Source organism: Amycolatopsis rubida (genome assembly GCF_900115345.1).
Classification (GTDB): Bacteria; Actinomycetota; Actinomycetes; order Mycobacteriales; family Pseudonocardiaceae; genus Amycolatopsis; species Amycolatopsis rubida.
Map to the genome: position 1 here is coordinate 51,155 of NZ_FOWC01000011.1, position 23,148 is coordinate 74,302.

21 protein-coding genes are annotated in these 23,148 nt (G+C 67.3%); 7 read left to right on the forward strand and 14 right to left on the reverse strand.

Going from position 1 to position 23,148, the window contains the following annotated elements:
• The first annotated feature begins 152 nt into the window (after positions 1-152).
• Positions 153-2,057: an elongation factor G gene (locus tag BM362_RS32905; RefSeq protein WP_093575845.1), complete on the forward strand. Its 1,905-nt coding sequence runs from the start codon at positions 153-155 to the stop codon at positions 2,055-2,057.
• Here BM362_RS32905 and BM362_RS32910 read toward each other — a convergent pair.
• From BM362_RS32910 to BM362_RS32950, 9 genes are all read right to left on the reverse strand, one after another.
• A complete protein-coding gene (locus BM362_RS32910) occupies positions 1,993-2,415 on the reverse strand; it encodes a hypothetical protein (RefSeq protein WP_067589890.1) in 423 nt (140 codons plus the stop codon). The two genes, BM362_RS32905 and BM362_RS32910, sit on opposite strands and share 65 nt — an antisense overlap.
• Positions 2,416-2,499: 84 nt before the next feature.
• A complete protein-coding gene (locus BM362_RS32915) occupies positions 2,500-3,429 on the reverse strand; it encodes an esterase/lipase family protein (RefSeq protein ID WP_202505945.1) in 930 nt (309 codons plus the stop codon).
• Between the two features lie 75 nt (positions 3,430-3,504).
• The gene (locus BM362_RS32920; protein ID WP_093575846.1) at positions 3,505-4,239 is read right to left on the reverse strand and encodes an ESX secretion-associated protein EspG; all 735 of its coding nucleotides are present in this window, start codon (positions 4,237-4,239) and stop codon (positions 3,505-3,507) included.
• A gap of 8 nt (positions 4,240-4,247) precedes the next feature.
• Positions 4,248-5,696, reverse strand: a complete 1,449-nt coding sequence (locus BM362_RS32925; protein WP_093575847.1) for a hypothetical protein — start codon at positions 5,694-5,696, stop codon at positions 4,248-4,250.
• A 3-nt stretch (positions 5,697-5,699) separates the two neighbouring features.
• A complete protein-coding gene (locus BM362_RS32930) occupies positions 5,700-6,305 on the reverse strand; it encodes a DUF3558 domain-containing protein (RefSeq protein WP_244287363.1) in 606 nt (201 codons plus the stop codon).
• Positions 6,306-6,337: 32 nt separating this feature from the next.
• Positions 6,338-6,811 (reverse strand): hypothetical protein, encoded by a 474-nt coding sequence (locus tag BM362_RS32935; RefSeq protein ID WP_093575848.1) that lies wholly within the window; start codon positions 6,809-6,811, stop codon positions 6,338-6,340.
• A gap of 1,243 nt (positions 6,812-8,054) precedes the next feature.
• On the reverse strand, positions 8,055-8,375 hold the full coding sequence (locus tag BM362_RS47065) for a DUF3558 domain-containing protein (RefSeq protein WP_143132571.1): 321 nt from the start codon (positions 8,373-8,375) through the stop codon (positions 8,055-8,057).
• Positions 8,376-8,756: 381 nt separating this feature from the next.
• Positions 8,757-9,239, reverse strand: a complete 483-nt coding sequence (locus BM362_RS50780; RefSeq protein WP_208865411.1) for a DUF3558 family protein — start codon at positions 9,237-9,239, stop codon at positions 8,757-8,759.
• A 138-nt stretch (positions 9,240-9,377) separates the two neighbouring features.
• Positions 9,378-10,535, reverse strand: coding sequence for an acyl-CoA dehydrogenase family protein (locus tag BM362_RS32950; RefSeq protein WP_093575849.1), 1,158 nt, complete (start codon positions 10,533-10,535; stop codon positions 9,378-9,380).
• 119 nt (positions 10,536-10,654) lie between these two features.
• On the opposite strand from BM362_RS32950, the gene BM362_RS32955 reads away from it, so the two are divergent.
• A complete protein-coding gene (locus BM362_RS32955) occupies positions 10,655-12,328 on the forward strand; it encodes a class I adenylate-forming enzyme family protein (RefSeq protein ID WP_093575850.1) in 1,674 nt (557 codons plus the stop codon).
• 51 nt (positions 12,329-12,379) lie between these two features.
• Here BM362_RS32955 and purE read toward each other — a convergent pair whose 3' ends face one another.
• Both purE and BM362_RS32965 read right to left on the reverse strand, forming a co-directional pair.
• On the reverse strand, positions 12,380-12,877 hold the full coding sequence (gene purE / locus BM362_RS32960) for a 5-(carboxyamino)imidazole ribonucleotide mutase (protein ID WP_037815998.1): 498 nt from the start codon (positions 12,875-12,877) through the stop codon (positions 12,380-12,382).
• 11 nt (positions 12,878-12,888) lie between these two features.
• A complete protein-coding gene (locus BM362_RS32965) occupies positions 12,889-14,073 on the reverse strand; it encodes a 5-(carboxyamino)imidazole ribonucleotide synthase (RefSeq protein ID WP_093575851.1) in 1,185 nt (394 codons plus the stop codon).
• Positions 14,074-14,867: 794 nt separating this feature from the next.
• Here BM362_RS32965 and BM362_RS32970 point away from each other — a divergent pair.
• Positions 14,868-15,230: a hypothetical protein gene (locus BM362_RS32970; RefSeq protein WP_143132572.1), complete on the forward strand. Its 363-nt coding sequence runs from the start codon at positions 14,868-14,870 to the stop codon at positions 15,228-15,230.
• A 163-nt stretch (positions 15,231-15,393) separates the two neighbouring features.
• Here BM362_RS32970 and BM362_RS32975 read toward each other — a convergent pair whose 3' ends face one another.
• Entirely contained in the window at positions 15,394-16,728 is a 1,335-nt protein-coding gene (locus BM362_RS32975; protein ID WP_067589867.1) for a glycosyltransferase 87 family protein, read from the reverse strand.
• A 53-nt stretch (positions 16,729-16,781) separates the two neighbouring features.
• The gene (locus BM362_RS32980) at positions 16,782-17,633 is read right to left on the reverse strand and encodes a hypothetical protein (RefSeq protein ID WP_093575852.1); all 852 of its coding nucleotides are present in this window, start codon (positions 17,631-17,633) and stop codon (positions 16,782-16,784) included.
• 255 nt (positions 17,634-17,888) lie between these two features.
• Between BM362_RS32980 and BM362_RS32985 the strand changes: the two genes are divergently transcribed.
• The 4 genes from BM362_RS32985 to BM362_RS33000 are packed head-to-tail and all read left to right on the forward strand — an operon-like array spanning position 17,889 to position 21,933.
• Entirely contained in the window at positions 17,889-20,159 is a 2,271-nt protein-coding gene (locus tag BM362_RS32985; protein ID WP_093575853.1) for a sigma-70 family RNA polymerase sigma factor, read from the forward strand.
• Between the two features lie 10 nt (positions 20,160-20,169).
• Positions 20,170-20,670, forward strand: coding sequence for a GtrA family protein (locus BM362_RS32990; protein WP_067589858.1), 501 nt, complete (start codon positions 20,170-20,172; stop codon positions 20,668-20,670).
• A 37-nt stretch (positions 20,671-20,707) separates the two neighbouring features.
• The gene (locus tag BM362_RS32995; protein ID WP_067589855.1) at positions 20,708-21,232 is read left to right on the forward strand and encodes a GtrA family protein; all 525 of its coding nucleotides are present in this window, start codon (positions 20,708-20,710) and stop codon (positions 21,230-21,232) included.
• Entirely contained in the window at positions 21,229-21,933 is a 705-nt protein-coding gene (locus BM362_RS33000) for an HAD family hydrolase (RefSeq protein ID WP_167545544.1), read from the forward strand. Before BM362_RS32995 ends, BM362_RS33000 begins: the two co-directional genes overlap by 4 nt.
• Here the strand turns inward: BM362_RS33000 and BM362_RS33005 are convergent.
• The gene (locus tag BM362_RS33005) at positions 21,857-23,140 is read right to left on the reverse strand and encodes an ATP-binding protein (protein ID WP_093575946.1); all 1,284 of its coding nucleotides are present in this window, start codon (positions 23,138-23,140) and stop codon (positions 21,857-21,859) included. The genes BM362_RS33000 and BM362_RS33005 overlap by 77 nt on opposite strands.
• Positions 23,141-23,148 lie beyond the last annotated feature (8 nt).

Consider the following 23,148-nt stretch of genomic DNA (forward strand, 5'->3'; position numbering starts at 1 on the left):
CGCCCGGTCCGGCGCTACCGTGCCGTTGACCGCGAGTGCGCGCTGCTCGTGGCCGTGTTTTCGTGTTCCCGACCCGCGAGGAGTCCCGATGCGCCGACAGTCCGATCGACCCCAGTTCGGCCTGTCTCCCGCAGCTGAGGACTCCCGCACGCATGAAAGCACTGACCATCGGCCTCCTGGCGCACATCGACGCAGGTAAAACCAGCCTCACCGAACGTCTGCTGTTCGAGACCGGCGTGATCGACCACGCCGGCCGGGTCGACGACGGCGACACCCAAACCGATTCGCTCGACCTCGAACGCAGGCGCGGCATCACCATCCAGTCCGCCGTCGTGGCGGTCAGCACGCCCGGCCACCGGCTCAGCCTCGTGGACACCCCCGGCCATCCCGATTTCATCGCGGAAGTCGAACGCGCCGTCGGCGTGCTCGACGGCGCGGTGCTCGTGGTATCCGCGGTGGAAGGGGTGCAAGCACAGACTCGCGTACTGATGCGCACGCTCGTCCGGCTCGGCATTCCGGTACTGGTCTTCGTGAACAAGATCGACCGCACCGGTGCGCGTGAAGCGTCACTGCTGGAATCCTTGCGCACCAAGCTTTCCCCGCAATGTGTCGCGATGAGCGCCGTAACCGGGATCGGCACCGCTGACGCACACCCGACACCGCTCCCCTTCGATGAACGACTCGCTGACCTACTGGCCGGAGATGACGTCTTCGTTGAGTCCTATGTGGCCGGTACAGCGTCCTCAATGGATTACCGCAAGGCATTGGCCCGCCAGGTCGCCGCCTCCTCGGTGTATCCGGTCTTCTTCGGTTCGGCAATCACCGGAGCCGGCGTTCGCGACCTCGTCGCCGGAGTTTACGAACTGCTGCCATCCCGCGAACGCCGTGGAGACGGACCGCTCGACGCCACTGTCTTCAAAATCGAACGCGGCCGTTCCGGCGAGAAAATCGCTTACCTGCGAATGTTTTCTGGTTCCCTGGCCGCACGGCGGCCGGTGCCTTTCCGGCGCGTCGGCGCGGAAGGCATCGGCCGCCCCACAGCAGTACGGGTATTCGAGCACGGCGCGACCCCGGTGTCCGGGGAGGCCCTGGCCGGAGATGTCGCGCGAGTCTGGGGCTTGCCGGAAATCCGGATCGGCGACCGGCTGGGCGAACGCGCCGACCTTGCCCAGGGCCGGTTCTTCGCCCCGCCCAGCCTGGAAACGCTGGTGCACCCGGTCGATCCGGACCACACCAGTGCGCTGTACACCGCGCTGACCCGACTGTCCGAACAGGACCCGCTGATCAGCATCCACCGGCAGGCACAGGAAATCACCGTCCGCTTGTACGGCGAGGTACAGAAGGAGGTCATCCGGACGACCCTTGCCGAAGAGTTCGGCATCGGCGCCGAGTTCGAGGAATCGCGACCGCTGCTGGTCGAACGTCTGCACGGGACCGGACACCGCGTGCGCCGCCCCGCTCCGGACGAACGCGTGTTCTTCTGGGCCACTGTCGGACTCCGCGTCGAACCCGGCCCGCCCGGCTCCGGCACCGACTACCGGTTGGAAGTCGAACTCGGCTCGCTGCCGCTTTCGTTCCACACGGCCATTGAGGACACCGTCCACGAGATCCTGCACGAGGGTTTGCACGGCCGGGAAGTGATCGACTGCGCGGTCACCCTCACCGACACCGCGTTCTACCCGCCAGCCAGCACCGCCAGCGATTTCCGCGGCATGACCCGGCTAGTGCTGCGGGAAGCCCTTCGCCAGGCCGGAACACGCGTGTACGAACCGGTCCACGCGTTCGAACTGGAGGCTCCGGCTTCCGCGATCAGCGCCGTGCTGCGCAAGCTAATCGAACTACGCGCAGTCCCTGGCGAACCAGTGATCACCGGCGACCGATGCACTGTGGACGGTCATCTCCCAGCTGCCTCCGCACACGAACTGGAACAAGCACTGCCCGCGCTCACCCAAGGCGAGGGCACGCTCGGCACAGATTTCGCCGAGTACCGGCTCAAGCCGGGTGGCGGCGGGCCACGTCGAGTTCCGTCCAGCCGCCGTGGGCGGACAACAGCGTGAGAACGCGCTCCGCGAGGGCCGAAAACCGGCGCAGGTCCTCGTGGAGCGCCTTCGCACGGGCGGAGTCGAGCGGGGCGTGGTCGTCCCACCACAGGCAGATGACCGCGCTCGCGCACAGCACGAGCGGCTGAACGAGGTCCGTGAACTCCGCGGACGGCTCGGCCGTTTCCCGGCACGTGCTCTCGATTTCGTCGCAGGCGTCGAGCAGCTCGCGCAACGGACCCACCGCGCCGGACGGGGTGCCGTCCCACGACGCGGTGGGCCACGCGCGGTCGCTCAGCTCGAGCCAGAGCCGCCATCCGGCGACCAGCTCGGCCTCGTCGTGCGGCGTCCAGGTGTCGGGGAGCAGCCAGAACATGTCACCGACTGTGACATCGGAGCCGGAGTCCGCACAACCGAGCCGGCGAAAGTGTTCGCGTTTTTACCCCGGGGCGGGGGTATCTCAGCTGATCACCGGGGGCACGAACGTGCAGTTGGGCTTTTTCGCGTGCTGCGGGTCGAGCGCGTTGAGCACCTCGCGCTGCGCGATCGGGTCGTAGGTGATGCCGAGGTGGTCGGTGTAGTCGAGCCCGCAGACGTCCTGGAGGACGAGGTTCTTCACGTTGGGCGCGGGCTTGAGGAAGGCGTTGGCGTACGGGGTGACAACGTCGTCATACCTGGTCTGGATCACGGTGTAGTCGATGCCCGGAACCGTGTCTCCACCCGCGTTGAGGTCCTTGAGGAACGCCGATCCGGTCGACTGCTCATTGCAAGCCGCACAAGCCGCGCCGACAAGATCGCGCGCAGGCGGGATGGCCTGGATCGCGGTGAGCAGACCGAACAGGCTGGTGCCGTAATTGGACGGAGACAGCCCGATCAGCTTGCCGATCTTGCTCGCGCCGCCGAGGTACTTGATCCAGTAGCGCGGGTTCATCCCGCCCTGCGAATGCCCGACGACGTCGAGCTTCGAGGCCCCCGTGGCCTGGAGGATCTTGTCCCCGAAGGTCGCGAGCTGGCCGGCCGTACCGGCCACCGGCCCCACCGTCTGCAGAAACGCCCCCGGCGACCCGCCGAAGTTCCCCGCGAACACGCAGTACCCCTCGTCGGCGAGCCGCTGGGAGAGATTCGCCCAGTTCTCGTACGCGTTGGCCGTGGTGCCGTTGGACAGCAGCACCGGGTTCGGATGCTCCGCGGAAGGCTTGCAGTTCCAGTCGTTGGCCCCCGGCGGCGCGATCGTCGGCTGCCCGACCGAGTAGATCGCCGCGGCGATGATGTTCGGCTGCACCGGACCGGCCGGTTCTTTCCCGGTCGCTGCCACCGCGGTGCCCCCGCCGAGCGCGACTACCGCCGCTGCCAGGAGGACCATGCCCCGTCCGAACGCGCGTACGCCCATTCCGTTTCACCTCTCTGTGAACCCGACGCCTTGGTTAACGCGGAACACGAGAAAGGGAAACGCGGTTACTAGTTTTTATCGCAAACTGGCGAGCGCGCGGTTCACCGCATCGATCAAGGACGCCCGGTTTCCCGGGCAGACACTGATCTGCGCCTCGCCGCCGTTGGCACGCTGAAAGCTCAGCACCCGCCCGCGCCCGCTCAGATCGATGACCGACAACGGCGAACTGTACCTCCGCTCGCCCCGCCCGTCCCGTACCGCGGCATGCAACTGATGCACCGCATCGCGCGGCACGCGCATCAGGTATCGCAGCTCGTCCGCCTCGCCGCCCTCCTCGGCCAGCGGATCCGCCCCGCCGTTGTCGTAGTACTCCCGGTTGATTCGCATCACCCGAACCGCCGCCGGAGGACATTCCGGCATCGCCATGACCAGACAAGCCGCAAGCTCATCCGGCGACACCGGATCCAGCTGAACGAACTCCGCGTCCGTAATCAACCGAACGGCGTCAGGTTTGGTCGCCGCGACAAGAATCGCGCCGTTGTCCTCTTGGTGGGTGCCGAAGTCAGTCCACCCGTACACCTCATGCCGCGCGGTAGCGAGCAGTTTGAGCGTGCCACGCAACGCATCCGCCGCCTCGCCAAGCTCGTTGAGGAGCTCCCGCGTCCGCTTCGCCCGCTCGGCCGCGCCTTCCTCGGTGAGGTACATCGGGGTGTCCTCGACCACGACCGGTACTTTCCCGAGGTCCGCACCGTGCCAAAGCGCCAAAAACACCGACCGCGGCATCCGCAGCGGCCTGTCGATGATCGTCATCGAGCCCCTCAACCACCAATCGTCGGGGGCGTCGGAGGCAACCCAGTGCGGGGATCGAGAGCCCGCTCGCCGTTCTCGTCGACGAGCGAGAACGCGGAGTCGTCGTCGATTCCGTACTTGCGCTGGTGTTCTTTGTCTTCCTCGCCTTTGCCTTTTCCCGCGCCGGCCATGCCACCCATTCCCGGGCTTCCCTTGGCCCCACCCGCGCCCTTCCCCGCCGCCCCGCGGGCCGCCGCTTCTTCACCCGCGCCCACGCCGGCCCCGGCACCTACGCCTGCACCCCCGCCAAGCCGAGCCACGATCCCTCCACTGCGGCCTCCGGCTTCGCTTCCGGCATCGCTTCCGCCGCCGAGCAGCCCGAACCCGCCCGGCGTCCAGCCGCTGTTGCCACTCCCGCCCCCAGCGCCCCAGGAGGTCGGCGTCGCTGCCGGCGGGGTCCAGTTCGTTCCGCCAACCCGATCAACCGACGGTGGAGTCCACCCAGCCGTCGAAGTCCCGTCGTTGTCCCCCGGCACTCCGCTACCCGGCGGCACTGTGACACCTCCCGACGGGAACGACACCCCACCGGCCCCGCCAGTAGCCCCAGACCCACTGGTTTCTGGCCCGCTAGCTCCCGGCCCGCTTGCTCCCGGTCCTCCGCTGGCTCCCGGCCAGCTCCCCGGCCCGCCAACGGTTCCCGGCCCACTCCCGAGCCCACCGCTGGCCCCCGGACCACTCCCCGGCCCACCAGAATCCTGCCCAGGTTTTTGAGAGGCCCTCTCGTGCGACCCGGTCTTGCTCTTGGCGCGATCGCCACCGGAGTCGATCGTGAGATTCTGCCCGTCGAACCCGGACACCTGACCGTAATCGCTATTCAGCCCCTGACCGTTGGCCCTGGCCTGGTCAGCGTACTTCTGATACCGCTCGACATTGTGATTGGCGGCAGCGTTGTACTCGTTGATCTGCTTCTCGGTGTCGGTGTCCCAAGGAGTCCCCTGGTCCCAAAGATTCTTGTGCGGAGGCGCCGGAGGCATCGCCTGCAACGCGATCTTCATGTCGTTGTAGCCGTGCGTGGTGTCGACCAGCTTCTGCCCATTGACCACATATGCCTGCGCGGAGGTGGAAGACGCGTCGGATAACGGCCTTAACCGGGCCCGAGCCGCATCCGCGCCGTCGCCGGTCCAGACAGATTCCAGCATAGTGGTGATCTGCTGCGCGTCGTCGCTGTTCTGGTTGTGCTCCTGGATCATCTTCCGCACCGTGGAACTACCACTGTCCCACGACGAAGTGCCCGGCCCTTGCTGAACCTGCTGCACAATCGCAGGTGCCGGAAGGGCTTGATCACCGAGATTTCCGTGGTAGAAGTCGGAAAACCAGTTCCCCGCGTCCTTGAGCCGGTCGTTGACCCAGTCATCCGCGTCACCAATCCGGTCGCCGATCCACTGGGCTCCCTCGCCGATGAAGTCGAAGAACCCCATCGGTCATGCACCTGCCTTTTGCTTCAGGTTGGTGATCACCATGTCCGCAACGACCGCCGCCGCATCACATGGGTCTTTCTTGCCGATCTGCGAATAGCCAAGTGAGACCGATGCGTCAATTGTTTTCTGATCACTTATGCCAACAGTAACTTGACAGAATGAATCTGTCGTTGCTTGCTGCTTATAAACTGAAGCAGCTACAGCTGGAAGGCCTTGAATAGGGGACAACGGATGCCATCTTTTCGCCTGCGGCTTTGTGTTCGCATATGCCGCGCTTAACCCGTCCGAAACCTTGGTCGTATAGAGCACCGTGGCCAATGAGCCAGTGTCCCTGTTGGACCAGTGACACTCTGTCCCCAGTGCCGGGTTGTCGGCATGTTCACCCTGCGTCGGCTTCCCGACAAGAGTTTTCACTTGCTCCGGAGTAAGCGCACCGTCACACGGATGCACGGACAACACCGATTCCGGCAATGGATGCTCCACCTTTGGAGCACCCGCATACGGCAAGGTCTTGCCCGATGCGGAAGATGGCGGCGGAGCATTCGTCGCGTCAGGGGCAGGACTTGGCGCTGAACCGCCGGAACACCCCGCCAGCAGTACAGCCGTCACAACACTGACAATCGAGACCGAGAACCGCATCCTCATCCGAGCAACCCCTTTCCCTGCTCGCTGTTTCCGACAGCCTTCACGTCCACGGCCGCCTGGCCGTCCGATTCGCTGACAATGCCCAACGCCTTCTCCAAGCGTCCGATCAGCTCCGTGACGTACCGCAACATGGCATCCAGCGAATCTCTGCCCGTCGAGAAAGTGGTGACCGCCTGCTGGTTGAATCCCGCGCTTCCGGGGTCCGGCGACGGCGGGGTGAGCCTGGCCAGCGCTTGCGCATCCGGCTGCATCTTCGCCACGTTTTCCCTGAGTCTCTTCGCCCGATCGAGGAGCGAACGGGCCTCATCAGGACTCAAGGTGAATCCGGCACCCGTCTTCGTGGCAGATGCCACCACAGCAGCGTCCGACACCCCCTGGGCGACGTTCAACGCCGTGCCCACGACGGTGATCGGCAGCCCGGTCAGCCATCCGGTCGTTTCTATCGCCTTCCCCAGGCCGTTCTCAGCCATGCCTGCCCCTCCCGTGCCTGCGCACCGCCTCTCGACCAGGCAACCAGTCCCGAGGCCCCTCCGGATGCCACTGTAACCAACTGCTCACAGCGGGGTGGCGGGAACAGGCAAACTCACCCCACTGTGCGCTAGGTCAAACAGAGCAAACTGCTGCACGCCGCCCGCGACGCGAGCCAGGGTCAGGTGCCCGCCTTCTGCTTGAGGTTAGCGATCACCACACCCGCGACCGTTGCGCGGCATCACACGGATCCTGCCTGCCGCCCTCGATACTTATCGGTAATGCCGACCGTTACCTGGCAAGCATCCCGTTGCCCCGGACCGCTGGAAGTAGAATGAGCGACAGCGGGGAGACCTTGAACAGCGGGAAGCGAGCGCCAAACTTTCGCCGACCTTCTGGTATTGGCATAGACAGCACTCAGACTGCCAGCTTTCGTGGCGTACAGCGTCAGAACCAAAGCACCAGTATTCTCGTTCAACCACTTGGACTCGGCACCCAGCGCAGGAACGACGGCATGCACTCCCTGCGGCCGCATGCGGAAACCTCGTTGATTTGCGCCGATGTGCGCGCACCATCACACGGATGCCCAGACAGCGCAGACCCCGGAAGCGGTTTCTCAACCTTAGGAGCGCCCGCGTAGGGCAAGATCTACCCAGCCGCCGGCGAAGATGCAAAAGCACGAGCTGAACCGGATTCGGAATTCGGTTCAAACCACCAGATCACGTCGCGACCAAAGCGGCCACCGCGACCGCACCAGCAGTCACGAGAAACAGCTAATCCTTCGGATCACAAGCCCCCGCACTGGCCACCGTTGCCCACGATCTTCAAGTCCATAGCCACTGACCAGCCGACCCACTGACAATTTCCGGCACCCTCGCCGGACGACTGACGAGTTCGACTATCGCGGTGCACCCGGATATCGGTCACGCACCAGCATTTTGCTTCAGCCTGGCAACCACCATGTCCGATATCCGAGCAGTAACATCACACGGGCTCTTCGCGCCGACCTTTGACGGACTCAACGTAACGGACACGTCGACATCATGCCGATCACTGATTCCGATGCTCACCTGACAAAATGACTTATCGCCCTTCAGTCCATAGGCCGAATGTGCCACAGCTGGAAACCCTTGCACTAAAGGAAGTGGACGCCACACCGTAGATTGTGTTTTCGAGTTTGCGTATACCGCACTCAAACCGTCGGATACTTTTGTTACATACAAGACCGTCAGGGCGGCCCCCGAATCACTGTTCAACCAAATGACATTGCGCACCGAGCGAAGCGTTATCGGCGTGCTTTCCCGGTATTTCTTTCCCCAGAATCTCGCGCACTTGGCCCGACGTGAACGCACCGTCACATGGATGCGTCGACAGCACCGAATCCGGCATAGGGTTCTCCACTTTGGGCGCGCCTGCATACGGCAAGGTTTTTCCAGCAGCCGACGAAGAACCTGGGATATCAGATAAAACAGGGGGCAGGCTCGGCGTCGAACCGCCAGAACAGCCGGCGACGAGCACAACGGTCGCCGCAATCCCGGCAGACAACGAGGCGAACTTCACCTTCATGAAATCTTTCCCTTGCCTTCGCTATTCACGACGGCCTTCACCTCCGCAGCCATGTCCGCCCTCCCCTGCACACGCAGTCGCTCGACAAGGCAACCATGCCCGAGAGCCCTCCGATTGTCACTGTAACCAACTGCTCACAGCGGGTGACGGAAAAAGGCGAACTCACGCCACTGCACTCTACGTCGAACGGCGCTAACCGAGGCGCACTGGCCATCGCCGTGCGGGGACGTCGCGGGGATCATGCGCCCACCGTTCGCATCAGATTGACGACGGCCACGTCGGCAATGTGAGCAGCAACCTCGCATAGGGCCACCTTGCCGACCTTCGCCTGGCCAAGGGTTATCGATACATCGACAGTGTGGTGGTCGCTGACGCCAACACTTACCTGGCAGAACGACTTGGACCCTCAGAGCTGAAGGTCGAGTGACCAACAGCGGGCAATGAGCGCATCGGAGGAAGTGGTTGCCATACCGCAGACTTCGGCTTCGTATTCGCATAGAAAGCGCTCAAGCCGTCAGAAGTCTTCGTGCTGTACAAGACACTCACGATCGCGCCAGCATCACTGTTAGTCCAACGGCACTGTGCGCCAAGCGCATCCAAGTCCTCGCGCTCACCCTGCGGCGTTTGAGCCAGAATCCTGCGCGGCTGGTCTGGAGTGAGCGCACCGTCGCACGGATGTGCTGACAATACAGACTCTGGCAGTGGATGTTCCACCGTCGGTGCACTCGCGTACGGCAGTCTCCTTCCGGCAGTCGACGGCGGGGGACTGGTCACGCCAACATCTCGTTTCGGCGCAGAACCGCCTGAACACCCTGCTGCGAACATTGTTCCCGCCACCGCAACAGCAGCGAACCGCACCTTCATACGACAGTCTCCCCCTGCGACAAGGCCTCCCCGACGCAACGGTAGCCAAGTCGCGCACCGGGTGCGGCAGGTTCGAGCGCGAAAAGAGCCCCACCACCCGATCCGGGTAGTGGGGCTCTTCAATGGGCCGCCGGGAGCTCAGCCTTTCAGCAGGGCCCGCGCCATGACGACCTTCTGGATCTGGTTCGTGCCTTCATAAATCTGGGTAATCTTCGCGTCGCGCATCATGCGCTCTACCGGGAAGTCGCGTGTGTAGCCTGCGCCGCCGAACAGCTGTACTGCGTCCGTGGTCACTGACATTGCCACGTCGGATGCGTAGGCCTTCGCCGCTGATGCGGTGAAGCCGGCTCGTTTGTCGCCGCGTTCGGAGGATGCTGCGGAGGCGTACACGAGGTGGCGGGCGGCTTCGATTTTTGTTCCCATGTCGGCCAGCATGAACTGGATTCCTTGGAAATCCGCGATTGCTTTGCCGAACTGCTTGCGTTCCTTGACGTACGCGACGGCGGCGTCGAGGGCGCCTTGGGCGATTCCCAAGGCCTGTGCGCCGATCGTCGGGCGGGTGTGGTCCAGGGTGCGCAGGGCGGTTTTCAGGCCGGTGCCCGGTTCGCCGATGATGCGGTCCGCGGGGATGGTGCAGTTTTCGAAGTAGATTTCACGGGTCGGGGAGCCCTTGATGCCCAGCTTCTTTTCCTTCGGGCCCACCGAGAAACCCGGGTCGTCCTTGTGCACGACGAAGGCGGAAATGCCGTTGGCCTTCTTTTCCGCGTTCGGGTCGGTTACGGCCATCACCGTGTACCACGAGGATTCGCCGGCGTTGGTGATCCAGCACTTGGTTCCGTTGAGGACCCAGTGGTCGCCATCCAGGCGGGCTCGGGTGCGCATGGACGCGGTGTCCGAACCGGCCTCTCGCTCGGACAAGGCGTACGACGCTGAGGCTTCGCCCGAGGCGATCGACGGCAGGACCAGCTTCTTCAAGTCTTCCGAAGCGGACAGGATGATCGGCTGCGTGCCCAGTTTGTTGACTGCCGGGATCAGGGACGCGGACGCGTCGACGCGCGCGACTTCCTCGATCACGATGCACGCGCCGATGGCGTCGGCGCCCTGGCCGTCGTATTCCTCGCCGATGTGGACGGCGTTGAAGCCTGCCTTGACGAGCGCTTCATTGGCCTCGACCGGGTAGCGCTCCTGCTCGTCGACCTCCGCCGCGTAGGGCGCGATCTCCTTTTCGGCTAGAGCCCGGACCGCGGCCCGCAGTTCCTCGTGCTCTTCGGCCAGCTGATACAGGCCCTCGGCCACCTTCAGTCACCTCTTCTGCAGCAAAACGGGAGAAAGTCTCTCGATGTTAGCCCGCGTTCACTCCGAACGCGGCAGCTCGCTTCTTGTGTCCTCGGCCTCACCGTTCGTATGGTCAAGCGATGGCTGCCACTGCGTCGACCCCGCCGCCCGGATTGCCCGCTTCTCTTCACTACCCCGACGTGCCGATCGGTTCGGTGCTCGCCGGTGCCGCGACGCGCTACGACGACCGGGTCGCGTTCGCTATGGGCGACGACCAGCTCACATTCGCTCAGACCTGGCAGGCCGCCTGCCGGTTCGCGCAGGCGCTGCTCGCCCGCGGCATCGGGCGAGGCGACGTGGTCGCCGTGCACCTGCCGAACTGTCTCGCGTATCCGATCGCCTACCACGGCATCCTGCTGGCGGGAGCGACGTTCAGCCCGACGAACCCGCTGCTCCCGCCGGACGACCTCGCCTTCCAGCTCACTGACTGCGGGGCCGCGGCGGTGGTGACATTCGGGCCCGTCGCGGGCACGCTCGCGGCTGTCGCCGATCGGATTCCGGCACGGCCCACGATCGTCGTCGCGCCTGCGAGCGAGCTTGGCGAGGGGAGCGTGGAGTTCCGCGAGTTTTTCGCCGACCAGCCCGCGGACCGGCCCGGCGTGACGATCGACGTGGACCGCGACCTCGCTCATCTCGCTTACACGGGTGGCACGACGGGGCGGTCCAAGGGCGTTGAGCTCACGCATCGCAACGTCGTCACCAATACGCTGCAGCACACCTGCTGGTCGACCGGGTCGGTACCGGCGCTCGACGCGAACGGCGACGTGACGATCGACCAGATCGGCAGCCCGGACGAATGGCCGACCCGGCTCGGCACCGGCACCGCGATCAACCTGACGCCGTGGTTCCACGCGATGGGTGTGATCGCGGGGCTTAACGGGCCGCTGATGGGCGGCGGAACGACGGTGCTGCACGCCCGCTTCGACCCGGCAGCGTACGTCGCGGACGCGGAACGGCTGCAGGTCACGACCATCGGCGGCGCACCCGCGTTGTTCGCGGCGCTGCTGGCCACGCCTGCGTTCCACACCGCCGACCTGTCGTCGGTGCGCAACATCGGCTCCGGTGCGGCACCGATGAGCCACGAGATGATCCGCGCGCTGCACCAGCGGTTCCCTGACGTCGTCATCGCCGAGGGCTACGGGCTCACCGAGGTGACGATGGGTGCGGTGATCTCGCCGAGCTACCGGTCCGGCGTGCGCAAGGTGGGATCGGTCGGCAGGCCGATCTTCGACACCGAGGTCAAGCTCGTCGCGGACGGCAGTGAGGAGCCGTTGCCACCCGGGCAGGAGGGCGAGGTGTGCTTGCGCGGGCCACAGGTGATGCGCGGGTACCGGAACCGTCCGGAGGAGACCGCCGCCGCGCTGGTCGAGGGATGGCTGCACACCGGCGACATCGGCGTACTCGACGAGGACGGCTATCTGTCTATTGTGGACCGCAAGAAGGACATGCTGCTGTACAAGGGATACAACGTCTTTCCGCGCGAGCTCGAGGAACTGCTGAGCGCGTCGCCGGGCGTGCTGTCCGCGGCGGTGGTCGGACGGCCCAGTCCGGAGGTCGGCGAGCTGCCGGTGGCGTTCGTGGTGCGTAAGCCGGATTCCTCAGTGGACGCCGAACAGCTGATGGCGGCGGTCAACGAGAAGGTGCTGCCGTACAAACGCCTGCGGGAACTGCATTTCGTGGCGGAGATACCAGTGTCGGCGGCGGGCAAGGTGCTGAAGCGCGAACTGCGGAAGCAGCTGCCCGACCCGGCCTGAACCGGCGGGATACGCGGATGCCGGTTCCGGACCGGCATCCGCGTACCCGGCCTACTTGCCCGCTTTTTCGCGGAGCTTGGCGTCCTTGTCCAGGACGAGCTGCTCCAGATCCTCCTGGAACTGCGTCAGCTTCGCCTGCAACTGCAGGTCGGCGGCGGCGAGGATGCGGACCGCGAGGAGACCGGCGTTGCGCGCCCCGCCGACGGACACGGTCGCGACCGGGATGCCGGCGGGCATCTGCACGATCGACAGCAGCGAGTCCATGCCGTCCAGGTACTTCAGCGGAACCGGCACGCCGATCACCGGCAGCACGGTCGCCGACGCGACCATGCCCGGCAGGTGCGCGGCTCCACCGGCACCCGCGATGATCGCGCGGATGCCCCGGTCGGCCGCGGACTTCGCGTAGTCCAGCATCCGCTGCGGAGTGCGGTGCGCCGAGTAGACGCCGACCTCGTACTCGACGCCGAACTCGTCCAGCGCTTGCCCCGCGGCCTCCATCACCGGCCAGTCGGAGTCGCTGCCCATGATCACGCCCACCTGCGGCGCCATTGTGTTCCCCTTCAGTGGATCTCGTAGCCGTCGAGCCAGACGGCGTGGGACAGCCAGTGCGCGGACAGCAGCGCGCGATCGCGCAGGTCGTCCATGCGGTCGCCGACGAAGTTGACGTGCCCGAGCTTGCGGCCGGGCCGGTCCTGCTTGCCGTAGAGGTGGATTTTCACCTCGGGGAACCGCGCGAACAGGTGGTGCACGCGCTCGTCCGGGCTCATCTGCGGCGAGACGTCCGCGCCGAGCACGTTCGCCATCACGCACGCGGGCGCGATCAGGTCGGTGCGGCCGAGCGGGTAGTCCAGGACGCCACGCAGGTGCTGTTCGAACTGCGAGGTGCGCGAGCCGTCCATGGTCCAGTGGCCGGAGTTGTGCGGACGCATCGCCAGCTCGTTGACCAGCAGACCGGTCTCGGTCTCGAACAGCTCGACCGCGAGCAGCCCGGTGACGTCGAGCGTCGACGCGATGCGCAGGGCCAGCTCCTGCGCCTCGTGCACGCGCGACTCGGACAGTCCCGGCGCGGGGGCGAGAACCTCGGTGTTGATGCCGTTCGTCTGGACGGTCTCGACGACCGGGTACGCCGCGCCCTGACCGAACGGGGAGCGCGCGACCAGCGCGGACAGCTCGCGCTTCATCGCGACCTTCTCCTCGACCAGCAGCTCGGTGCCCGCTTCGAGGAGTTCGGGAACGGTCTCGCGCGCCTGCTGTGCGGTGTCGAGCATCCAGACGCCCCGGCCGTCGTATCCGCCGCGCGACGCCTTCAGCACCACCGGCCAGCTGTGCTCGTCGCCGAACACCACCGCATCATCCACAGTGGACACTTCGGCGAAGGCGGGACCGGGCACGCCGAGGCCGGCCATCATCTCGCGCATGACGAGCTTGTTCTGCGCGAACCCGAGCGCGGTGGGCGCGGGGCGGACGACGAAGCCCTCGGTGGCGAGGGTGAGCAGGTGCTCGCCGGGCACGTGCTCGTGGTCGAAGGTGACCACGTCGACCTGACGGGCGAAGCCGACCAGCGCGTCGAGGTCGGTGTGGTGGCCGATGACGACGTCGCTTGCCACGAGGGCCGCCGCGTCGCCCTCGTCGGCAGCCAGCACTTTCAGCGACTGGCCGAGGGAAATCGCCGCCTGCTGCGTCATGCGGGCGAGCTGCCCGCCGCCCACCATGCCGACGATGGGAAGACCGGTTCGTTTGTCCATAACGCTGCCCAGGTTACTGGGCGAGAACTGGCGGACCACCGGCGACCTGCGGCGAAGGCGGCGGCCGGTGGGGTGCGGCTGGGCCGGGGCGGCAGGGGTTCGCGGAGTGGCGCGCCGGGAACCGGCTGGGGCGCGCACCGGCCGCGGCGGCAATCTGGCGGCGGCGGGCGGGGCAGCTGGGGTTCGCGGACTGGCACCCGGAACCGGCTGGGGCGCGCACCGGCCATGGCGGGCACCCCGGGCGGGGCGGCCGGACCGGGGCAACCGGGATTCGCGGACTGGCACCGGCAACCAGCCCCAGCGCACACCAGCCACGGCAGGCACCCCGGGCAGGCGCGCCGGACCAGGACAACCAGGACTCGCGGAGTCGCTCCAGCAACCAGCCCCAGCGCACACCAACCACGGCGAACACCCCGAGCAGGCGCGCCGGACCAGGACAACCAGGACTCACGGAGTCGCTCCAGCAACCAGCCCCAGCGCACACCAACCACGGCGAACACCCCGAGCAGGCGCGCCGGACCAGGACAACCAGGACTCACGGAGTCACTCCAGCAACCAGCCCCAGCGCACACCAACCACGGCGAACACCCCGGGCGGGGCAGCCGGGATTCACGGACTGGCACCAGCAACCCGGCCACGGCGCGAACCGACCGCAGTGCACCCCCAGAGAACCGGCCTGACTGGATGCCAGGCGAATCGAGCTGACGGAAGCACCAGCGGCACTCAGACCGTGAGCAGGCGACACCCGCACGCCAAACCCCACCCAGACCGTCCCGCTGCAGCAGGATGGCTGGATGGACTCTGTCACCCTCCCACGACCGGTTCTGCACGCTCTTCGCCAAGCGAGCCTCCCCGGGGTGGCCACCGGAATGCTCACCGGCGCAACCCGGCCGCTGGCTTTCCCCTCGGGGTTCGGCGACGTCCTCGCCTGGCTCTGGACCACCGACTCCAACTCGGCCGTGATCTACCTCGCCGAGCTGATGCGGCAGCTCCGCGAACGGCACCCGCTCGCCAAGGCCGTCGTCCCGCCGTTTCGGTTCGACGAACTGCTCACCGCGGCCCGCGAATGTCTTCCGGACGACTTCGCGCACGCCGAGTTGCTGATCCAGTACACCCGCACCGCGCTGGGCGACTTCTACGGCGGTTCGGCAGATTGACCGCGCTCACTATTCGGTTGATCTGTCCACGTAGCGCGGATCAGAACGAGGGCCGTGCCCGCCCGAAGCCAAGCGCCGGACGGCCACGTAACCACCGCGATCCAGACAGTAACCGCCACCACCGACAAAACCCGTCAGCAAGCCTCCGAACAGTGCAAAGAGACTAAGAAGAACCAGCAGGCTCCCGATTGCGAGCCCGCCGCCGCAACCCCCACCGCAGCACCAACGCGACGGCCAGCACCACGGGCATGAGGATGTAGGCGTCGCCGAGGATGTTCTGCCACACCTTCCAATGCAGCTCGACATTCCGGCCGTTCGGCAAGATCAGCAGCACGCAGCTGACGAACACGAACCCCACCAGGAACGTGCCCAGCCAGCGTTTCCAGGCCGTCGCCGGGGTGGTTTTCGGCAGCCTGGACACGAGGAGCACGACCAGCGGCGCGACCCAGACCCAGTGGTGCGACCAGGAAATCGGCGAGATCAGCAGGATCCAGAACGCGGTGACGAGCAGCGCGGCCAGCGCTTGGCCGCGCCGGTGGAAGCGGAACATCAGCCACAGAGCCGGAATGGCGAGCACCAGGCCGATCGCGGTCGCCGCGCTGGAGGCCCACGGGGCCAGGTCCGTGGCACGGTTCATCAGCGCGTTCAGCGACTGGTTGCCCGCCCAGTGCACCGGGCCGATCCGGCCGGTGTCGGGGAGCGTTTTGGTCCAGTATTTCCACGAATCGTGCGGGTTGATCAGGAACAGCAGCGCCTGCATGCCGGCGAAAGTCGCCAAGCCGCGCAGAGCGTCTTTCCAGCGGCCGGTGACCAGCAGATGGCCGAGGAACACGATGGGGGTCAGCTTGATCGCCGCCGCGAGACCCACCAGCACCCCGCCCCAGCGGCTGCCGCGGGCGCCGATGACGAGCATGTCCAGCAGGACCATCGCCATCAGGATCAGGTTGATCTGACCGAGGAAGATCGTCCGCCACACCGGTTCGAAACCGAGGAAGACCAGGAAGAACACGATCGTCGACCGGGCGGGCGAGGCCCACCAGCGGGGACCGTCGGCGGCCGGGCGGGGCAGCGCGCCGATCGCGATCCGGACCGACAGGGCGAGCGCGGCCAGCGAGACCACGGTCAGGAAACCCCAGGCCACCTGCGCTGGCACGAGCGCGAGCGGCGCGAACAGCAGCGCCGCGGTCGGCGGGTAGGTGAACGGCAGCAACGCCCAGCCGGGCTCGGTGGGCAGCGTGTTCGCGTCGTAGAGGTTGTCCCCGCGCAGCAACTGCAGCGCGCCCGCCCGATAGACCGCGCTGTCCACGCCGAGGTTCCAGTCGTGCGTCCAGCCCCAGAACCCGACCACGATCGCCAGCAGCGGGAACACGGCGAGGATGAGCATCGACCGGGGGCGCACGGACAGCCGTGCCAGAGATCGGCGCAGAGCCAGCCGGGGTTGCCCGGATCGATTCACCGGAGCTTCGCCGTCGGCGGCGGAGGGTACGGTCCTGGTCACTACACCAGGAAAGCACGACTGCGGGAATGCTGGTCAGGAAGGGTGACCGGGGCTCAGCTGTGCGCCAATTCCGTCAGCAGCTCGCACGCCCGGTCATGCGTCCCCGGCAACCGGACGGCCGATACGAGCGGACGGGCGACGTCGCGCAGCTGCGGGTCCACCGAAAGCCGTTCGTTGAGCGCCCTTCGCAGCGCGACCCCGCGTGTGGCCAGGCGTTCGTCGCGTCCGGCCAGCACCGCGACCGCGGACGGGCCGATCGTCGCGTAGCACTCGCCGGTGTCGAACACGGCTCGGACCGCGTCCGCGGCGAGGATCATCGCGGTCAACCGTGGCCAGCCGGACACCGACGTCAGGTCCAGCGACACGGTGAGCAGCACATTCGCCTCGTTGACCCCGCCGCGGTAGATCTCGCCGAGCCGGGTCCGCAGGTACGCCGCGGACGGCAGGCCGGTGAGCGGATCGGTGACCTCGGTGTGCACGAGCTGGTCGGTGGCGACGTCTGCCCAGGCCAGTGCGGTCACGCGAAGCAGCCGGGCCGGGGTGGCGTCGACATCCGGCGCGACGAACCCGTCGACCGCGTCCGGATCGGCGAGCACCGCGTGCAAGGCGGCCAGGTCGCACAGCGTCTCCGACAGCCCCGCTCCCGCCGCGGCCCGCGCCCGGCCTAGTCCGGCCAGCGCGTTTTCCGCGCCGGTCGAACCGTGCCGGACAACTGCCGCGCACACCGCGTCGACTTCGGGCAGTGCCCAGTCGCTCGGGAAACGCCAGCCGGCCGCGAGACTGGCTGTTCGCCAGCGAGCTCGCAATGCCCGCAAGTGGCGGTCCCGCTCGAACCGCGCACGCGTCTCGTCCCCCGACGAGTCGCCTGCGGAGCCGAACCGCGCCCCGGTCGCCGGTACGTCCACCGAACCCCCAGCTCCTTCCGGTACCTGTCGATCTTGTTCCCCATCACGGAGGGGACGCGGCGGAACTCCCCTCGTGACGCGTTTTCCCCGATCTTTTTCGGCTAATCACCAGACGAGGAGGTGAACTTGCTGCGCCTACCGAGGCATCTGCCGGACCACGGCGTGACGAGTGTCGCCGCATCCGTCACACTTGGTGTGCGTTGTAAGGAGTAAAGCGCGTGGAGTCTGCCGCACGCACAGCATTAAAGGAGCCCCGTGTCCACCGTTCCCGCCGATCTCTCCGGTAAGAGCGACGCCGAGCTGATCGCAGAGGTTCGCGCGGGAAAAATCGCGTCCTACGGTCCGCTTTACGAGCGGCACAGCGGTGCCGCGCACAACCTCGCCCGCCAGCTCGCGCGGTCCAGCTCGGAGGCTGACGACCTCGTGTCGGAGGCGTTCTCGAAGGTTCTGGACACGCTGCGCGGCGGGAAGGGCCCGGACAGCGCCTTCCGTGCGTACTTGCTCACCGCACTGCGGCACACCGCGTACGACAAGACGCGCCGTGACCGCCGGATCGACCTCAACGAGGACATGAGCGACGTCGGCGGTGCCGCTGGCGAGGCGCTCACTGTGCCGTTCTCCGACACCGCCGTCGCGGGCCTCGAGCGCACGATGGCCGCGAAGGCGTTCGCCCGGCTTCCGGAACGCTGGCAGGCAGTTCTGTGGCACACCGAAATCGAGCAGCAGAGCCCGGCTGAAGTCGCGCCGCTGCTCGGGTTGACCGCGAACGGGGTGTCCGCGCTCGCCTACCGCGCCCGGGAAGGACTTCGCCAGGCGTATCTGCAGGTCCACCTCCAGGAAACCGGTGCGGACCGCTGCCGCGCGACGGCCGAGCGGCTTGGTGCTTGGACGCGCGACGGGCTGTCCAAACGCGAGCGCTCGCAGGTGGAAAACCACCTCGACGAATGCGAGAAGTGCCGGGTGCTGGCGGCCGAACTGGCCGACGTCAACGGCAGCCTGCGCGCGATCATCGCCCCGATCGTCCTGGGTGGCGCCGCTCTCGGTTACCTGGCCACGATCGGCGCGGCCAAGGCGAGCGCGGCTACCGCCGGTGCCGCCGCGGTCGGTGCCGGAGCCGCTGCGGCAGGCGGGGCCAAGGCGGGTGCGGCGGCGGCTTCGTCCGCGCCGCGGCAGTTCGCCGGGGTCGCCATGTCCGGGGCCGCGATGGTGGCCGCGGTCGCGGTCGCACTGGCCGCGGGCGGCGGGACGCAGACCATTCCGGCCGCCGAGCAGGCACCCGCGCCGACGGCCGCCGCGCCGGCACCCGCGCCGAAGCCTGCTCCCCAAGCTCCTCCGGTCGCGCCACCCGCTCCCCCAGCCCCGCCGCCTGCCCAGCCCGCGCCTCCGGCTGTGCCGCCGCCCGCGGCACCCCCGGCGCCCCCGGCCGCCCCGCCGGCGCAGCCGCCGGCCCCGAACCCGCCTGCCGCGCCGCCGCAGCTGTCCGCGACCATGCCGCCGAGCGGGGTCGAACTCCAGCCGGGCGGCGAAGCGGTCGCGCTGCCGATCACCGTGCGCAACAACGGCGGTTCCGTGTCCGACCCGGTCCAGGCGACGTTGAACCTGCCGCCTGGGGTCCGGGCTGTTCAGGCGAACGGCGGCGGCGCGGTCGGCGCGTACTCCAGCGAAGCAGCCGCGCAGGCCGGGCCGATGCAGGTCTCGTGTCCGGGCGGCACGGGCACGGTGACGTGCAAGACCGGCAGCGGGTTGCAGCCTGGCCAATCGGCAGTGCTGATGTTCCGGGTGCAGGCGGACGAGAACGCGAAGGGCGGCGAGGTGACCGGTTCGGTCACTGCGGGTGCTTCGGTCAAGGTCGACGTCAATGTCCGGGTGAAGGTCAATCCTCCGAAGGACGCTCTGTCGCTCGCCGCGGGCCAGCTCGGCCCGTGGTTCCACCCGGTCGTCAAGGCTGACGTGCAGAACACCGGACAGAGCACGAAACCCGTCACGATCACCTTCGATCACAGCGCTACGGGACCGTTCAGCGTCAAGCGGTTCAAGTGCACGTCCGGCGAGGAAAGCTTGCGCTGCACGAGCGTCAACCCGCTGGCTCCGGGCGAGACGGCGGAGTTGTGGGTGGGAGTGAACCGCGACCCGTTCGACGGTCCGCTCACCGTCACGGTCAACGCCTCGCTTGGCAGTGCGTCGGCAAAACCGGTCCCGGTGGAACTCGGCTGCTGGTGGAACATGTGCCACGACCCGACGATCGGGCCGCTGTCGCCCACCTCGGTGCCGCTGCCGCCGACGTCCTCGACCTCGAAGAGCCACCTGCCGAGCTCGTCGAAGCACCCGAAGCCGACCCCGCCGACACCGCCGTCCACGCCGTCCTCCGACGACGAGACGTCGGCCCCGGCGTCGAGCAGCCCGGCGGCCACCACGAGCGCGCCGCCGAACCCCGGCTCGGACAGCAAGCCCGGCAAACCCGATAACCACGGCAAACGTCCGCCGTCGGTCGAACCCCGGGGGTTCTTCGGCTGGTTCACGGAGTAGCGTCCGCGAGGTGCGCGAACTCCTGGCGAAGCACCGTGAGCTGGTCCGTTTCGCCCTGGTCGGCGGCACGAGCTTCGGCATCACGATGACGATCACCTACGGCCTGAAGTTCACCGTGCTGCGGACCCATCCGGTCACGGCGCTGATCGTCGGTGTGCTGATCGCCACGATCTTCTCCTACGTCGCGAACCGCGAATGGGCGTTCCGCACCCGCGGCGGGCGCGAACGCGCCCACGAGGCCACGCTGTTCTTCCTGATCAGCGGGGTCGCGCTCGGGCTGAACGCGTTGCCGCAGTGGGTTTCGCGCTACGTGCTGCAGTTACAAGTGCCACGCGTGAGCCTGGTCGGGCAGGAGGCGGCCGACTTCGTCAGCGGGATGATCATCGGCACTCTGCTCGGGACGCTGTTCCGCTGGTGGGCGTTCAAAAAGTGGGTGTTCCCCACGGAGGGCGCCCGGACGGAATCAGCACGGAATGACAATCCGGATATTCCGGACCGTAAGGCCGCCTGAGACCTGCCGTGACCTCGAATTCTCTAGACTGCGATATGTGACCGTCGTCGAAACCGTGCTCGCCCGTACGCCCGAGCCGTTGCGCTCCGTGCTCGTGAAGCACCGCGAGCTGCTGAAGTTCGCGATCGTGGGCGGCACGACCTTCCTGGTCGACAACGGCGTCTGGTACCTGCTGAAGCTCAGCGTGCTGGAGTCGAAACCGACCACGGCGAAGGCGATCGCGATCATCGTCGCGACGATCGTGTCGTACGTGCTCAACCGCGAATGGTCGTTCCGCACCCGCGGCGGCCGCGAACGCGCCCACGAGGCCACGCTGTTCTTCGTGATCAGCGGGGTCGCGGTGGTGGTGAACCTGATTCCGCTGCTGATCTCGCGCTACTGGCTGCACCTGGAAGTGCCGCACGTGTCGCGGTTCGTGCAGGAGGTCGCGGACTTCGCGAGCGGGTCGATCATCGGCATGCTGCTGGCGATGGTGTTCCGGTTCTGGGGATTCAAGAAGTGGGTGTTCCCGGACGAGCTGGGGGAACGGCGGAAGGACGGGGTCACCCGGCTTCCCCGGTGACCCGGCTGGCGCTGTTCGATCTGGACGACACGCTGACCGATCTCAGCGGCGCGTTTTCCCGTTGGGCGGCGGAATTCTCCGCGCGGTACCGGCTTGCCGAGGACGCGGCGGCCTGGCTGGTCTCGGCGCGGAGCGGAGGGCCGCTGGACCGGTTCTTCGCAGAGGTCCGGCAGCGGTTCGACCTGGCCGAGCCTGGTGAACGGCTATGGGCGAGTTATCGCGCGAGGATTCCGCAGCTGGTGCAGCTCTACCCCGGCGTGCTGGACGATCTCGGCACCCTGCGCGCTGCTGGATGGCGAATCGGCATTGTCACTAACGGGATGCGGGACAACCAGCTGGCAAAAATCCACCGCACCGGTCTCGCCAACGCGATCGACGGTTACTGCATTTCCGCCGCCGCCGGCCTGCGCAAACCCGATCCGCGCCTCTTCCGTCTCGCCGCGCGAAACCGCGGAACCACGCTGGCCCCCGGCGATTGGGTCATCGGCGACAGCCCCGGCCTCGACATCGCGGGCGGACACAACGCCAGGCTGCGCACGCTCTGGATCAGCCACGGCCGCCCATGGCCGCAAGGTCAGCCACCTCATCGGCTCGCGACCAGCCTGCGGGAAGCCGTCCAGATCCTCAGCGAGGAACCGGCTCCGCGGGCCACTGCAATTCGCCCACCTCGTCCGGACGCGGCACCTTCAGGAACAGACTGAAAATCGCCGGGCGTTTATTCGACAGTTCCAGCCGTCCGCCGTCCGCCTCGACCAGCGCGCGGGCCAGAGCCAACCCCACCCCGGTCGAACCGCCGCCGGAGAAACCGCGTTCGAAAATGTGCGGCGCGATGTCGTCCGGAACTCCGGACCCGGTGTCCGCGACCTCGATCACCACAGTTCCCTCCGCATCGCCGCGGCGAGCGGACAGCGTGACTGTCCCCGCGCCGTGGCGGAGGGCGTTGTCCAGCAGCACCCCGATCACCTCGCGCAGCCGCGCCGGAGTCACGCGCACCATCAGGCCGTCCGCGACCTTCAGGCGCAAATTCCGTCCCTCGACCCGCAGCAGCTGACGCCATTCCTCCGCGACAGCGGGCAGCGCCACCGGCAGATCGACCGGCTCGGCGTCTACCTCGCGGGCAGCGCGGGCGGCGGCCAGCAGTTCGTCCAGGGCCTGCGCGAGGCGGTCCGCCTGTTCCTGCGCGGCTCGGGACTCTTCGACGACATCCGGATCTTCATGGCCGGTCAAGGGCTCCAGCCGGAGCTGCAGCGCGGTCAATCGGCTGCGCAGCTGGTGCGAGACATCCCCGACCAGCTGTCGTTCCCGCTGCACGAGCTGCGCCAAGGCGGACCCTGACGTGTCGAGAGCCTCCGCGACCATGTCCAGCTCGGCCACGCGGTAGCGGCTGGGATCCGGACGGAAGTCGCCGCCGCCCAGGCGGGAGGCGCGGTCCGCGACGTGCCGCAGCGGTTTAGCCAGGCGGCGGGCGGTCACTGTCGCCACCACCGTGCCGGTGCCGACCGACAGGACCACCAGCAGCACGACCAGCAGCGTCACCTGCGTCTGCTTCGTCCGTACCGGACCGCTGGGGATCGCCAGCAGCACTGTGCCGCTTCGTGCGGTCGGGACCGATTCGACCACTGGGTCCGGGCCGGGGTTCGCGCCGAGGTGTTTTTCGCTGAACCCCTCGGCGCGCACGATCAGCATGCCGCCCTCGGGAACACCGACCCGGAACTGCTCCAGGTCGACCTCCTGGCCGTTCGCGACCTGCGTGTCGACCGTCGCGGCGATGTTGCGCGCCCGTTCGGCCAGGCTTTCCCGGTTGAGGTTCTCCACCAGCCGCCACGCGGTGACGCCGAGCGGGATGCCCAGCACGGCCGCGGTGACCAGCACGGCGAGAAGGATCGCCAGCAGGATCCGGCGGCGCATGCTCATCG